The organism is Streptomyces fractus, assembly GCF_049844455.1.
Classification (GTDB): domain Bacteria; phylum Actinomycetota; class Actinomycetes; order Streptomycetales; family Streptomycetaceae; genus Streptomyces; species Streptomyces fractus.
The window spans coordinates 7,727,635-7,740,495 of record NZ_JBMYHI010000002.1 but is presented as its reverse complement, the minus strand read 5'-3'; the positions used below and the strand labels follow the sequence as shown (position 1 = coordinate 7,740,495).

The following is a 12,861-nucleotide window of genomic DNA, read 5'->3' as shown; positions in this document are numbered from 1 at the left end:
TATGACACAGCCGTCCGCCCCGGAGGGCCGCGAATCGTCCTCCCCCGCCTGGGAGTTGCTGCTGCCCGCGTCGTCCGCGCCGCCACGCGCGCGTGGGCGTGCCTTGCAGTCCGCGCTGCGGGACGCGGTGCGTTCGGGGCGGCTCGCGCCCGACACCCGGCTGCCGTCGAGCCGGGATCTGGCGCGGGACCTCGGGGTGTCGCGGGGCCTGGTCACGGAGGCGTACGAGCAGTTGACCGCCGAGGGGTACCTGCGGGCCGGGCGGGGCGCCGGGACGTGGGTGGGCGGGGCGGCGCGGGCGGCCGCGCCGGGAGCGAGCGATCTGGCGCCGCGCCCCTCGACCGGTGTACGGGTCGACTTCGTCGCGGGGACCCCGGACCTGTCGCTGTTCCCGCGCGCGGCGTGGTCGGCGGCGCAGCGCGCGGTGCTCGCCGACCTCCCGCACCACACCCTCGGCTACCCGGACCCGCGCGGCCTCCCCCGGCTGCGGACGGCCCTCGCCGAGCTGCTCACGCGGCGGCGCGGCGTGGTGGCGGACCCGGAGCGGATCATCGTGTGCTCCGGGGTGACGCAGGCGGTGACGCTGCTCGTCATCGTGCTCCGCGCGCGTGGGCAGCACGACATCGGCGTGGAGAGCCCGGGCAGCCCGCAGTACGAGGACCTGTTCGCGACGGTGGGCTCGCGGGCGGTGCGCCTCCCGATGGACGACGAGGGGCTCGCCCTGCGGCCGTTGCGGGAGTCCGGGGTCCGCACGGCGATCACCACCCCGTCGCACCACTTCCCTTCGGGCATCGCGTACTCGGCGCCCCGGAGGGCCCAACTCCTGGACTGGGCGCGGCGGGTGGGCGGGCTGGTCGTGGAGGACGACTACGACGGGGACTTTCGCTACGACCGCGCACCCGTGGGCGCGCTCCAGGGACTCGACCCGGAGCGCGTCGCGTACACCGGGTCGGTGAGCAAGTCGCTGGCGCCGGGGCTGCGGCTCGGCTGGCTGGTCGTGCCGGACGCGCTGACCGACGACGTCGTCGCCCGCAAGCGCTACATGGACCTCGGCAACCCGGCCATCGACCAGGCGGTCCTCGCCCGCTTCGTCGAGCGCGGCGATTACGACCGCCACCTGCGCCGCTGCCAACGCGCCTACAAGGAGCGCCGCGACGCCCTGGTGGCGGCGCTGCACGAGCACCTTCCCGGCACCGAGGTCTCCGGCATCGCGGCGGGCCTGCACGCCATCGCCACGCTCCCCCGCCGCTTCGGGCCGCGTCGGGAACTCCTGGACCGCTGCACGGCCGCCGGGGTGTCCGTCCGTTCGCTGGACCACTACGGAGGCGGCGCGGGCGACGACGTGTCCCTGGTGCTCGGCTACGCGCATCTGCCTCCGGCGCGCATCGCCGAAGGGGTGCGCCTACTGGCGTGCGCCGCTCAGGAGTTGGACCACGCGCGCGTGCACAGCACGAGCCGGTAGCCGTCCGGGTCCTCGACCGTGACGCCCCATTCGTTCCAGTAAGGGTTGGGCGATACGACGCGCTTGCCGCCGTGCGCCTCCAGGCGCGCGACGAGTTCGTCCTGGACGGGCCCGTCCAGGTAGATGACGAGGAGGTCCTCCTCCGTGGGGCGCGGGTGGACCGGCGCGTCCTTCTCGTGGACGAGTTCGAGGTGCCACGCGGCGTCGGGGTGGCCGAGCATCAGCAGATCGTGCTCACCGGGGAGCGTCCCGGTCATGCGGTGGACCACGGCCAGGCCGAGCCCGCGCACCCAGAAGCGCTCGGCCGCGGCCAGGTCGAGCGACGGGCGGGCGATGCGGACATGGGCCGAGCCCGGCGGTGTCACTGCGGTCATCGGTCTCCCCTTCGACGCCTGTGTCATGGCTCCCCAGGCTAGGCAGCGACGATCTTCCGGACATCGGGCGCCGGGCCCGGCCAGGCTCGTTCCTGGGGCCTAGGTCCTTCGGCCGCGTTCCGCGCGTCCGGTTCCCCAGTCGGTGGGGACAGTTGTTCACTTGGGGTTCGTGTGCGCGCCGTGGCACGGCAGTAGGAGTGGCAGAGCGGCGCCGCGCACCGGCCATGGCACCGCACTGTCGTCGAGACCGTCACTGGAGGCATCCATGTCAGACCGTCCGCAAACCGCCCGGCCCGGCCGCCGCGGAGTGCTGCGCGGCGCGCTCGCCACGTCTGCGGCGCTGACCCTTCCGGCGGTCGGCGGGGCCGTCGCCGCGCCCGCGTTCGCGCTCTCCGGGCGCCCGAAGGCCGGCTGGGGCGTCCAGGCGGGAGACGTGGGCGCGCACTCGGGCCTCGTATGGGTGCGCTCGGACCGGCCCGCGCGGATGGTCGTCGAGACGTCGGCCACCGAATCGTTCAAGAAGGTGACCAGATGGCAGGGGCCGCTGATCGGCCCCGGCACCGACTTCACCGGGACGACCCGGCTGCGCGGACTGCCGCCCGGCGAGCAGATCCACTACCGCGTGCGGCTCGCCGACCCGGACGACCCGCGGCGCACCGGCGAGCCCGTCGCGGGGGCCTTCCGTACCGCGCCCGTGTCGCGCCGGGACGGGGTGAAATTCCTGTGGTCCGGCGACATCGCCGGGCAGGGCTGGGGCATCAACCCGGACCGCGGCGGCTACCGCGTGTACGAGGACATGCGCGCCCTCGACCCGGACTTCTTCCTGAGCAGCGGCGACAACATCTACGCCGACGGCCCGATCCTGCCCAGCGTGACGCTGCCCGACGGGCGCGTGTGGCGCAATGTGACCACCGAGGAGAAGTCCAAGGTCGCGGAGACGCTGGACGAGTTCCGTGGCGCGTTCCGCTACAACCTGCTCGACGAGAACCTGCGCCGCTTCAACGCCCAGGTCCCCACGGTCACGCAGTGGGACGACCACGAGGTGCACAACAACTGGTACCCCGGTCAGATCCTGGACGACGACCGTTACACCGAGAAGAACGTCGACGTGCTGGCGGGCCGTTCGCTGCGCGCGTTCAGCGAGTACTTCCCGGTCTCGACGCTGCCGCCCGGTGACACCGAAGGCCGCGTGTACCGCGTGCTGCGACAGGGACCGCTGCTCGACGTGTTCGTGCTCGACATGCGGACGTATCGCAACGCGAACTCGACCGACCGGCAGGCCGACGACACGACCGGGATCCTCGGCGCCGAGCAGCTGGCCTGGCTGAAGCGGGAGTTGTCGCGCTCGCGCGCCGTGTGGAAGGTGATCGCCTCCGACATGCCGCTGGGCCTCGTCGTCCCGGACGGCACGAACTTCGAGGCGGTGGCGCAGGGCGACCCCGGCGCGCCGCTCGGGCGCGAACTCCAGATCGCCGAGCTGCTGCGGCACATCAAGCACGACCGGATCACCGGCACCCTGTGGCTGACGGCCGATGTGCACTACACGTCCGCGCAGCACTACGAGCCGTCGAACGCCGCGTTCAAGGACTTCGAGCCGTTCTGGGAGTTCGTGTCGGGGCCGCTCGCGGCGGGCGGGTTCAAGGCGGTGAAGCTGGACGGGACGTTCGGCCCGCGGCAGGTCTTCATCAAGTCGCCGGACCGGAACAACACCTCGCCGGCCGAGACCCCGCCGTACTTCGGTGAGGTCGAGATCGACGGCGGCAGCGGGGAACTCACCGTACGGCTGCGACAGGAGGGCGGCGACGTGCTGTTCTCGCAGACGTTGCAGCCGGGACGGGTGGGACAGTGACCGCTCGGCCACTCAGCACCCAAAAACAGACATAAGCACGCTTAACCCGTCGGTCACAAAGCGTTTGTGATCACGCAACACCGGTCCTGCACAGTGGACGCATGAGTAATGAGACGCAAGTTGTCGCTGTTGTCCTCTGCTGCGCCGCGGCCCTGCTCGCCACCGCCGCGGCCGGGCTCCGATTGCTGTGGTCACGACGCAAGGAGCACGCGCCACCGGCGGCGGATACCGGCGCCCGGCCGCCCGCCTCCCCGGAGGCCGCGGCCGGGCCGCCCGACCCGGCGAACAGCACGCTGTGGCGGATGCGCACGACCGTGCGGGACGAGCCGGGGTCGCTGGCCGCGCTGTGCACGGTGCTCGCCCGCGAGCGGGTCGACATCCTGAGCCTGCAGACGCACCCGCTCGCCGACGGCACCGTGGACGAGTTCCTGCTGCGCGCCCCCGAGGAGCTGACCTCGCAGGAGCTGGCCGGGGCGGTCCTCGGCGCGGGCGGCGCCGACACCTGGGTCGAGCGGGCGGACGCCCACGACCTGGTGGACGCCCCCACCCGCATCCTCGGCCTCGCCACCCGCACCGCCCTCGATGCCGCCGAACTCCCGCTCTCCCTGCGCCAGTTGCTGGGCCGCTGCACGATCAAGTCGCTGCCGGCGAAGGCGGTCGGCGCGCGCGGCGGCGACGGCGGCGCGCCTGTCGAGGGAGGCTTCGACGACACCGTGCTGCGGCTGCGCACCCCCGAGGGCGGGGTCATCGAGGTGGAGCGGCCGTATCTGCCGTTCACGCCCACCGAGTTCGCGCGCGCCCGCGCGCTCGTGGAGCTGGACACCCGGCTCGGCCCGCGGGTGCCTCACGGCGAGGACGTCCTGACGCTGCCCGAGGGCAACGACATCACGGTGCGGCGCGCCGACAGCGGCGACCTCGCCCTGTCGAAGGCGATGCACGACCGGTGCTCGCAGGCCACGCTGGCCAGGCGCTACCACGGGCCGGTCGCCGACGCGGACCGCTATCTGAACCACCTGCTCAGCCCGCGCTACGGCCGCACCCTCGCCGCGCAGACCGCCTCGGGACGGATAGTCGCCCTCGGCCATCTGCTGTGGGACGGCGACGAGACCGAGGTCGCGCTGCTCGTGGAGGACGACTGGCAGCGCCGCGGCATCGGCGCCGAACTCCTGGGCCGCCTCGTCGCGATGGCGGTCGAGGCGGGCTGCGCCAGCGTGTACGCGGTGACGCAGTCGGCCAACACGGGCATGGTCGCGGCGATGCGCGGCCTCGGCCTTCCCCTCGACTACCAGATCGAGGAGGGCACGCTGGTGATCACCGCCCGGCTCGACGCGGCGCCGACGGCTTCCCTGCTCCCGTACGCGCAGGAGGCCGAGGACGAGGGCGAGTTCGAGCGGGCCGAGCAGCACGGGTGACCGCGTGAGCGGCGGCCCGCCTCCCCGCGGTGGGGGTGTGGGCCGCCGCTTCCGCCCGCGGCGAATCATGGTGACGTGGGGCCCTCACTCGTACGAGGATGTGTCGCATGCCACACACCGCGAGCTCTCAGCACTCCGCAGCCCCACTGCCCCGGCAGGTCGCCGATGCCTACGTCGACGCGATGGTCGCGCTCGACCCCGTGGAGGGCACCTTCCTGGGCGTCCGGGAGGCCCACAGCAAGCTGCCCGACCTGTCCCCCGCCGGTCTCGCCGCGGTCGCGGACCTCACGCGTGAGACCCTCGCGAGACTCGACGAGGCGGAGCGCGCGCCCGGCGCCGACAGCGACGTCGAGCGGCGCTGCGCACGGCTGCTGCGCGAGCGCCTGACCGCCGCCCTCGCGGTGCACGAGGCGGACGAGCACCTGCGCGAGGTCTCCAACCTCGGCTCGCCGATCCACAACGCGCGCGAGGTGTTCACGGTCACCCCGACCGACACGGACGAGGACTGGGCGGCGATCGCCGAGCGGCTGCGCGCCGTGCCCGCGGCGTTCGCCGGCTACCGGGAGACGCTCGCGCTCGGCCTGGACCGGAAGCTGCCCGCGGCGCCGCGTCCGACGCAGACGTTCATCGGCCAACTCGGCGAGTGGCAGGGCTGGTTCGAGGAGTTCGCGGCCGCCGGGCCCAAGGCGCTGCGCGAGGAGCTGACGGAGGCGGCGCGCGCCGCGGACGCCGCGACCGTCGCACTGCGCGACTGGATGCGGGACGTGTACGCGCCCGCCGTCGAGGGCGCGCCGAACGTGGTGGGCCGCGAGCGCTACGCGCGTTGGTCGCGCTACTACAACGGCACGGACCTCGACCTGGACGAGGCGTACGCGTACGGCTGGAGCGAGTTCCACCGGCTGCTCGCAGAGATGCGCACGGAGGCCGAGAAGATCCTTCCGGGCGCCGAGACCCCGTGGGTGGCGCTCGCACACCTCGACGAGCACGGGCGGCACATCGAGGGCGTCGACGAGGTGCGGCAGTGGCTTCAGAAGCTGATGGACGAGGCGATCGGCGCGCTCGACGACACCCACTTCGAGCTGGTCGACCGGGTTCGGCAGGTGGAGTCCTGCATCGCCCCCGCAGGCAGCGCCGCCGCGCCCTACTACACACCGCCGTCGGAGGACTTCTCGCGCCCCGGACGCACCTGGCTCCCGACGATGGGTCAGACCCGCTTCCCCGTCTACGACTTGGTGTCGACGTGGTACCACGAGGGCGTCCCCGGGCATCACCTCCAGCTCGCGCAGTGGGCGCACGTCGCCGGTGACCTCTCCCGCTACCAGGCGACGCTCGGCATCGTCTCCGCGAACGCGGAGGGCTGGGCGCTGTACGCGGAGCGGCTGATGGACGAACTGGGCTTCCTCACGGACGCGGAGACCCGGATCGGCTACCTCGACGCCCAGATGATGCGGGCGTGCCGCGTCATCGTCGACATCGGCATGCACCTGGAGCTGGAGATCCCTGCGGACTCGCCGTTCCACCCCGGCGAGCGCTGGACGCCCGAGCTCGCGCAGGAGTTCTTCGGCGCGCACAGCAGCCGTCCGGCGGACTTCGTGGAGAGCGAGCTGACCCGGTACCTGTCGATCCCGGGCCAGGCGATCGGCTACAAGCTGGGCGAGCGGGCGTGGCTGCTCGGCCGCGCGGGCGCGCAGGCCGCGCACGGGGATTCCTTCGACGCGAAGGCGTGGCACATGGCGGCACTGTCGCAGGGCTCGCTCGGCCTCGACGACCTGGTGGACGAGCTCTCCAAGTTGTAGTCCTCAGACGAGAGTCCGACGGAAGCCGCCCTCCGATCCGATGACCTGCCCGGTGATCCACGCGGCCTCGTCCGTGGCCAGCCACGCGATGAGCCGCGCCGGATCATCGGGCATCCCCCACCGCTTCGCGGGAAACAGCTCGGCGATGGACTCGTACGCCTCGCCGTCCAGGTAATCCGTGTCCACGGGGCCCGGGTTGACGGTGTTCACGGTCACGAACTGCGGGGCGAGGGTCGTGGCGAGCGAGCGGGTGACCGACGCGAGCGCGCCCTTCTGCAAGGCGTACGCGATCTCGTCCGGCATGCCGTCGGCGATGTCCTGCCCGGAGGTCATCATGACGACGCGACCGCCGGGCTCCGTCGTGTTCGTGGCGGCCCGGTGCCGGGCGAAGGCCTGGACGAGCAGCACCACGGAGCGGGCGTCGACGGCCCAATGGGCGTCCAGCATGGCGGCGTCGATGGTGTCGAGGGTGCCGTCTCGGCCGCTGAGGGCGTGGTTGGCGACGACGATGTCGAGCCGTCCCCCGAGCGCTTCGGCGGCGTCCCGGATCAGGCGCGCGGGGGCGTCGGCTCCGGTGAGATCCGCCGGACCGTGCGCGACGACGGCGTCCGGCTCGCCACGCGCGTCCCGCACGGCTTCGGCCACGTCGTCGGGCCGGTCGGCGCCCCACGGCATCGCCTCGTCGTGCGCCACGTGATGGTGCAGATACACGCTCGCCCCGTACGCGGCCAGCCGCCGGGCCACGGCGAACCCGATGCCACCGCGCCGACTGGCACCGGTGACCAGGGCGGCGCGACCGCGCAGCGGGAGGGGGTCGCGATGGAGTTCCTCCGGAGAGGGCGGGGGAAATTTCGGCATGCCATGGATCATGCCTGACGGGCCTCTCGCACCGGTACCTGCGCGCCTATCCTGACCTCATGGAGTCTGCCCGCCCGCCCTTCGTCGACGAGCACAGGATCGTGGTCGACGCCCCCGTCGAGCGGGTGTGGCCGGTCGTGGCCGCGGAGTTCGGGCGGAGCGGTGGCCGGTCCTTCGAGGTGTACGCGCGGTTCATCCGGGCAACACCGCCGCGGTCCAGCGGGGCTCCGCTCGCCCAGGGCTCGACCCTGCCGGGATTCGCCGTGGTGTATGCCGTACCCGGGCGCTCGGCACGGCTGGTCGGGCGACACCTGTACTCGCGCTACGAGTTGACCCTCGACCTGGCCGAACGCCCCGGCGGCACGCTCGTGCGCGCCCGTACCTACGCGGCGTTCCCCGGCCCGCTCGGCCGCGTCTACCGGCTTCTGGTGATCGACTCGGGTGCGCATCGCGCGCTGATGGTCCGCAGGCTGGCGGCGACGCGCAGGCGTGCCGAGCGGACCCGCTGACGGGCCGACGGGTCGGGCGCGCTCGTCCGCGCCGCCGCGACGGGCGATCGGGTGCTGACGGTCTTTCGGGTCAGGCGTGTTGGGCTCCGCGTTGGCGCACCACCGATCCCTCTCGGCCCTTCACGACCTCCAGCTGCGCGTGCACGCGGCGTCGCAGGTCGCCGACGTGGCTCACGATGCCGACGCTGCGGTCCCGCTCGCGCAGGGAGTCGAGGACGTCGAGGACCTCGTCGAGCGTCTGGTCGTCGAGGCTGCCGAAGCCCTCGTCGATGAAGAGGGTGTCGAGCCGGACGCCGCCCGCCTCGTCCGTGACGACGTCGGCGAGGCCGAGTGCCAGGGCGAGCGAGGCGAAGAAGGTCTCGCCGCCGGAGAGCGTCGCCGTGTCGCGCTCGCGGCCCGTCCACGCGTCGACGACGTGCAGGCCGAGGCCCGAACGGCCGCGCCCCGCAAGGGAGTCGGAGTGCACCAGGGTGTAGCGGCCCGACGACATGCGGCGCAGGCGCGCGGTCGCGGCGGCCGCCACCTGCTCCAGGCGGGCGGCGAGCACGTACGACTCCAGGCGCATCTTGCGCTCGTTGTCGGCGGCGGTGCCGGCCGCGAGGGAGGCGAGCCGGGCCACCCGGTCGTATGTCTCGCGCAGCGGGCCGAGGCGGCGGGCCTCGGTGGCGGCGCGGCGCGAGAGCCGGTCGAGCTCGGCGCAGCGCCGCTGGGCAGCGTCGCGTGCGGATCCGGCCGCCCGCACGCGCGCGTCGGCGGCCTGCGCGGCGGCCTGGGCCGCGGCGACGTCCGCGGCGGGTCTGCGGGCGGCCTCGGCGGTGTCCTCCTCGGCGAGCACCGCGCGCACGGCCGCCTCCTCCGACTGCCGGGCGTCCAGGCGGTGTTGGAGCTCGCGATACCGGTCGTCGTCGAGCAGCGCGGCGGCCGCGGCCTGCGGCGTGTCGAACCCGGCCCGGAACGCCGCGTCGGCGAGTCGCGCGTCGGCCTCCTTGAGGCGCCGCGCCGTGTCCTCGACGGCGCGGGCCGCGTCGGCCGCCTCGGTGAGCAGCGCCCCCTGCCGCTCCAGCTGCTCCGCGCGCGCCTCGACGCTCTCGGCCGCACCCCGAGCCTGCGTCAACTCCCGCTCAAGACCCGCCTGTTCACGGTCCATGGCGTCACGCAGCGACGTACGCGCCGCGGTCCGCTGCGCGGCCTCCTGGCGGGCGGCGAGGCGGCGGTCGCGCTCGCTGTCGGCGCGGGCGAGGGTCTCGCGGGCGGGGTGCGCGGTGGCCGCGAGGGCGTGCGTCTCGGCGTGTCGCTCCGCCAAATCCTGGGCTGCATCGGCGAGTTGCGCGGCGGGCGCCTCCCCTGCCGCGGCCTTCGCCGCCGCCAGTTCCTCCCGTACGTCGCCCAGGGCGCGCTCGGCCCGGGTGCGGCGCTCGTCGGCGGCGCGGTAGGCGGCGAGCGCGGCCTCTTCGGCGGCCCGGTCGACGTGCCCCTCGGACTTCCGCATGGGCGCGGGGTGTTCGGGCGCGCCGCACACGGTGCAGGGTTCGCCGTCGACGAGGGCCTCGGCGAGTTCGGCGGCGACGTCGCGCAGCCGCTGCTCCTTCAGGCCGAGCCAGTGCTCGTGCGCGCTCGCCGCCTGCTCGCGGGCGCGCAGCGCGTCGGCCTCCGCGACGTCCACGCGCTCGGCGAGCCGGTCGCGGTCGACGGCGGCGCGGGCCCGCTTGCGGGCCGGTTCGAGCTGTCCCGCGAGGTGTTCGGCGCGGGTCGCGGCCTCCTGCGCCTCGTCGACCCGGGCCTGGAGGTCGGCGCGCCGGGCGTCCCAACCGTCCAGCCAGCCCTCGGTGTCGGCGAGCAGGTCGGTGTCGGCGCGCTCCTCGCGGTCGAGGTCGGCGCGCTCCCGCGTGAGCTCGGCGAGCCGCCGCTCGGCCCGCCGCGCCGCGTCGAGCCCACCGAGCTCCTGAGCGACACGCCGGGCAGCCTCAGCGAGCGCCTCCGGCGAGGCCGGGATGCCGGAGGCCGGGTCGGCGTCGGGCGCGTACGACTGCTCTGCACCGGCACCGGACGCGGAGCCGTCGGCGCCCGCGGCGCCCGACCACTCCTCCGCCGATGCGGGGCCTGCTTCGGCCGCCGGGACGCCGGGGCCCGGCGTCCCGGCGGCGGATTCGCCATGGCTCCCCGGAACGGGCGGCATCGGGAAGAGACCATCCGCCGCCTCACCCGCGCTGTCCGAACCGGCGTCCGCCCAGCGTGCCGCGCCCGGCCACGCCGACCGCAGTTCCTGCCGGGCCCGCCGGTCCTCCGCCAACGCCTCCCGGTGCGCCGCCTCCGACTCGTCCCGGAGGGCCAGCGCCGGCTCCACCGTCGCCGCCTTGCGGGCGCGGTCCATGCGGTCCTTGAGGTCGCGGTGTTCCCCGGCCCGCTCCTCCAGGGACGCCGCCCGCTCGCGGGCCTGCGCGAAGCGGAGTTGCAGGCGGTGGGTCTCCGTCACGTCGGACACGTCGCGCTGCGCCGCGATCCGCGCCGACTCGGCCGCGTCCAGGGCGAGATGGGCGTGCGTGAAGTGCTCGCGCGCGGTCGAGCGGGCCGTGGCCGCCCAGGTCAGGACGGAGTCCGCGATGCCGGGGTCGCCCGGCGCCGCGTCGACCGGGTCCAGTTCCACCACGTCCCCCGCAGCCTGCTGCATGCGGTGGGCATCCGCCAGCAACTCCGCGTCCCCCGCGGCCACTTGCTTCTGCGCGGCCTTGCGGTCCTCGGCGAGCCGCTGCTCCACGGCGGCGAACCGGTGCGTGTCGAAGAGGCGGCCGAGCAGCTCGCCGCGGGCCTCCGCGTCGGCCCGCAGGAAGCGCGCGAAGTCGCCCTGCGGGAGGAGGACCACCTGGCAGAACTGGTCCTTGCTCATGCCGAGCAGCTGTGTGATCTCCTCACCGATCTCCTGGTGGGAGCGGCTGAGGTCCTTCCACTCGCCCGCCACGGCGTCGTACTCACGCAGCCAGCTCTGCGCCTTCTCCGTCGTGAAGCCGGTGCCGCGCTTCTTGGGGCGCGCGAACGGCGGCTGCCGGGTGATCTCCAGGCGGCGGCCCGCGACGGTCAGGTCGAGGGCGACCTCGGTGCGCACGCCCGCGTCGGCGTGGTCGCTGCGCAGGTTCTGCCCCTGGCCGCTGCCGCCCTGCCGGGCGCCGGGCACCGACCCGTACAGCGCGTAGCAGACCGCGTCGAGGACGGAGGTTTTGCCCGCGCCGGTCGGTCCGTGGAGGAGGAAGAGTCCCGCCGCCGACAGGTCGTCGAAGTCGACCATCTGCGTGGCGCCGAAGGGGCCGAACGCGGTGATCGTGAGTGTGTGCAGCCTCACCGGGCCACCTCGCGCAGGACGTCGTCCGTGCGTACGGCGTCGAACGCGGTCCGCAGCACCGCCCGCTCCCTCTCGTCGGGCCCCGCGCCCCGGACGTGGGTCACGAAGTCCTCCGCGATCTCGTGGTCGTCGCGCCCCTGGAGGCGCTCGGCGTAGCTGGCGTCCGGCTGCTCGTCGTCCGTGCGGCGCGGGTCGAAGAGCAGGCTGAGGGTGTGCGGGAAGCGGTCGCAGAGGCGGGCCATGGGGTCGTCCGGGCGGACCGCGTCCGTGAGCGTCGCCTCCACCCACGACTCCTCGTGCCGGGCGAGGTCCGGGTCGGCGAGGAGGTCCTCGAGGTCGCCGCGGATGCGGGCCAGCGGGCGCGGCACCGGGCAGTCGAGGCGCTCGGCGGTGACCGCGCCCCCGGCGTCGAGGTCGATCAGCCACATGCTCTTGCGGTGGTCGGCCTCCGAGAACGAGTACGGCAGCGGGGAGCCCGAGTAGCGGACCCGGTCGCTGATGACCTGGCTGCCGTGCAGATGTCCGAGCGCCACGTAGTCCGCGCCGTCGAAGACACCGGACGGGACCGCCGAGACGCCGCCCACCGTGATGTCCCGCTCGCTGTCACTGGGCGCTCCCCCGGTCACGAAGGCGTGCGCGAGGACGACGGACCTGGTGCCCGCCGGGCGCGCGGCGAGGTCGGCCCGGATCCGCTCCATGGCGGCGGCGAGCACCTGCTCGTGCCCGGCCCTCGCCACCCCGAACTCGTCTTTGACCAGGGCGGGTTCGAGATACGGCAGGCCGTAGAACGCGACGTCGCCGTGCTCGTCCGGCAGCACGATGGGTTCGCCGCAGCGGGACGGGTCCGTGCGCAGGTGGATGCCGGCCCGGCCGATGAGGCCCGCGCCCACGCCGAGCCGGCGGGCCGAGTCGTGGTTCCCGGAGATCATCACCGTGGGTACCCCGAGCTCGGCGAGGCGGTGCAGCGCGTCGTCGTACAGCTCCACGGCGGCCAGCGGCGGCACCGCCCGGTCGTACACGTCACCCGACACGACCACCGCGTCGACGCTCCGCTCGCGGGCGGTGTCGACGAGGTGGGCGATGAACGCGGCCTGGGCGTCGAGCATGTTCACGCGGTGGAACGAGCGGCCCAGGTGCCAGTCGGATGTGTGGAGCAGTCTCATGTCACCCGAGGCTAATGGGTGGGTCTGACATCGGTGGGGCGATCGTTGCGGTAGCCGTTCCTCACGTCTCGGGGCTCCGCCCCGGACCCCGCGCCTCAAACGCC

At 74.1% G+C, this 12,861-nt stretch carries 9 protein-coding genes; 5 read left to right on the top strand and 4 right to left on the bottom strand.

Annotated features, from left to right (window positions below; translation table 11 throughout):
- Position 1 precedes the first annotated feature (1 nt).
- The gene (pdxR, locus tag ACP4E5_RS37065; RefSeq protein WP_425836647.1) at positions 2–1,462 is read left to right on the top strand and encodes a MocR-like pyridoxine biosynthesis transcription factor PdxR; all 1,461 of its coding nucleotides are present in this window, start codon (positions 2–4) and stop codon (positions 1,460–1,462) included.
- On the opposite strand, the gene ACP4E5_RS37060 is transcribed toward pdxR, so the two are convergent.
- Positions 1,420–1,836 carry a VOC family protein gene (locus ACP4E5_RS37060; RefSeq protein ID WP_425836644.1) on the bottom strand — a complete coding sequence of 139 codons (417 nt, stop codon included), beginning with the start codon at positions 1,834–1,836 and terminating at the stop codon, positions 1,420–1,422. The genes pdxR and ACP4E5_RS37060 overlap by 43 nt on opposite strands.
- 265 nt (positions 1,837–2,101) lie before the next feature.
- On the opposite strand from ACP4E5_RS37060, the gene ACP4E5_RS37055 reads away from it, so the two are divergent.
- The 3 genes from ACP4E5_RS37055 to ACP4E5_RS37045 all read left to right on the top strand — a co-directional run bounded on the left by ACP4E5_RS37055 (position 2,102) and on the right by ACP4E5_RS37045 (position 6,893).
- Complete coding sequence (locus ACP4E5_RS37055) at positions 2,102–3,685, top strand: alkaline phosphatase D family protein (RefSeq protein WP_425836641.1); 1,584 nt, start codon at positions 2,102–2,104, stop codon at positions 3,683–3,685.
- A gap of 101 nt (positions 3,686–3,786) precedes the next feature.
- Positions 3,787–5,097 carry a GNAT family N-acetyltransferase gene (locus tag ACP4E5_RS37050; RefSeq protein ID WP_425836638.1) on the top strand — a complete coding sequence of 437 codons (1,311 nt, stop codon included), beginning with the start codon at positions 3,787–3,789 and terminating at the stop codon, positions 5,095–5,097.
- Between the two features lie 98 nt (positions 5,098–5,195).
- Positions 5,196–6,893 carry a DUF885 domain-containing protein gene (locus tag ACP4E5_RS37045; RefSeq protein ID WP_425836636.1) on the top strand — a complete coding sequence of 566 codons (1,698 nt, stop codon included), beginning with the start codon at positions 5,196–5,198 and terminating at the stop codon, positions 6,891–6,893.
- A gap of 3 nt (positions 6,894–6,896) precedes the next feature.
- Here the strand turns inward: ACP4E5_RS37045 and ACP4E5_RS37040 are convergent, their stop codons facing one another.
- Entirely contained in the window at positions 6,897–7,751 is an 855-nt protein-coding gene (locus ACP4E5_RS37040; RefSeq protein ID WP_425836633.1) for an SDR family oxidoreductase, read from the bottom strand.
- A 59-nt stretch (positions 7,752–7,810) separates the two neighbouring features.
- Here ACP4E5_RS37040 and ACP4E5_RS37035 point away from each other — a divergent pair, with 59 nt between their 5' ends.
- Entirely contained in the window at positions 7,811–8,260 is a 450-nt protein-coding gene (locus tag ACP4E5_RS37035) for a hypothetical protein (protein ID WP_425836630.1), read from the top strand.
- Positions 8,261–8,330: 70 nt separating this feature from the next.
- Here ACP4E5_RS37035 and ACP4E5_RS37030 read toward each other — a convergent pair whose 3' ends face one another.
- Both ACP4E5_RS37030 and ACP4E5_RS37025 read right to left on the bottom strand, forming a co-directional pair.
- Positions 8,331–11,594, bottom strand: a complete 3,264-nt coding sequence (locus tag ACP4E5_RS37030; protein ID WP_425836627.1) for an AAA family ATPase — start codon at positions 11,592–11,594, stop codon at positions 8,331–8,333.
- A complete protein-coding gene (locus ACP4E5_RS37025) occupies positions 11,591–12,757 on the bottom strand; it encodes an exonuclease SbcCD subunit D (protein WP_425836624.1) in 1,167 nt (388 codons plus the stop codon). Before ACP4E5_RS37025 ends, ACP4E5_RS37030 begins: the two co-directional genes overlap by 4 nt.
- Between the last annotated feature and the right edge of the window lie 104 nt (positions 12,758–12,861).

Bases quoted from the DNA above. Each gene is read 5' to 3' on its own strand.
- ACP4E5_RS37040 (WP_425836633.1), bottom strand. From the start codon at position 7,751: ATGCCGAAATTTCCCCCGCCCTCTCCGGAGGAACTCCATCGCGACCCC.
- pdxR (WP_425836647.1), top strand. From the start codon at position 2: ATGACACAGCCGTCCGCCCCGGAGGGCCGCGAATCGTCCTCCCCCGCC.
- ACP4E5_RS37035 (WP_425836630.1), top strand. From the start codon at position 7,811: ATGGAGTCTGCCCGCCCGCCCTTCGTCGACGAGCACAGGATCGTGGTC.
- ACP4E5_RS37055 (WP_425836641.1), top strand. From the start codon at position 2,102: ATGTCAGACCGTCCGCAAACCGCCCGGCCCGGCCGCCGCGGAGTGCTG.
- ACP4E5_RS37025 (WP_425836624.1), bottom strand. From the start codon at position 12,757: ATGAGACTGCTCCACACATCCGACTGGCACCTGGGCCGCTCGTTCCAC.
- ACP4E5_RS37060 (WP_425836644.1), bottom strand. From the start codon at position 1,836: ATGACCGCAGTGACACCGCCGGGCTCGGCCCATGTCCGCATCGCCCGC.
- ACP4E5_RS37050 (WP_425836638.1), top strand. From the start codon at position 3,787: ATGAGTAATGAGACGCAAGTTGTCGCTGTTGTCCTCTGCTGCGCCGCG.
- ACP4E5_RS37045 (WP_425836636.1), top strand. From the start codon at position 5,196: ATGTGTCGCATGCCACACACCGCGAGCTCTCAGCACTCCGCAGCCCCA.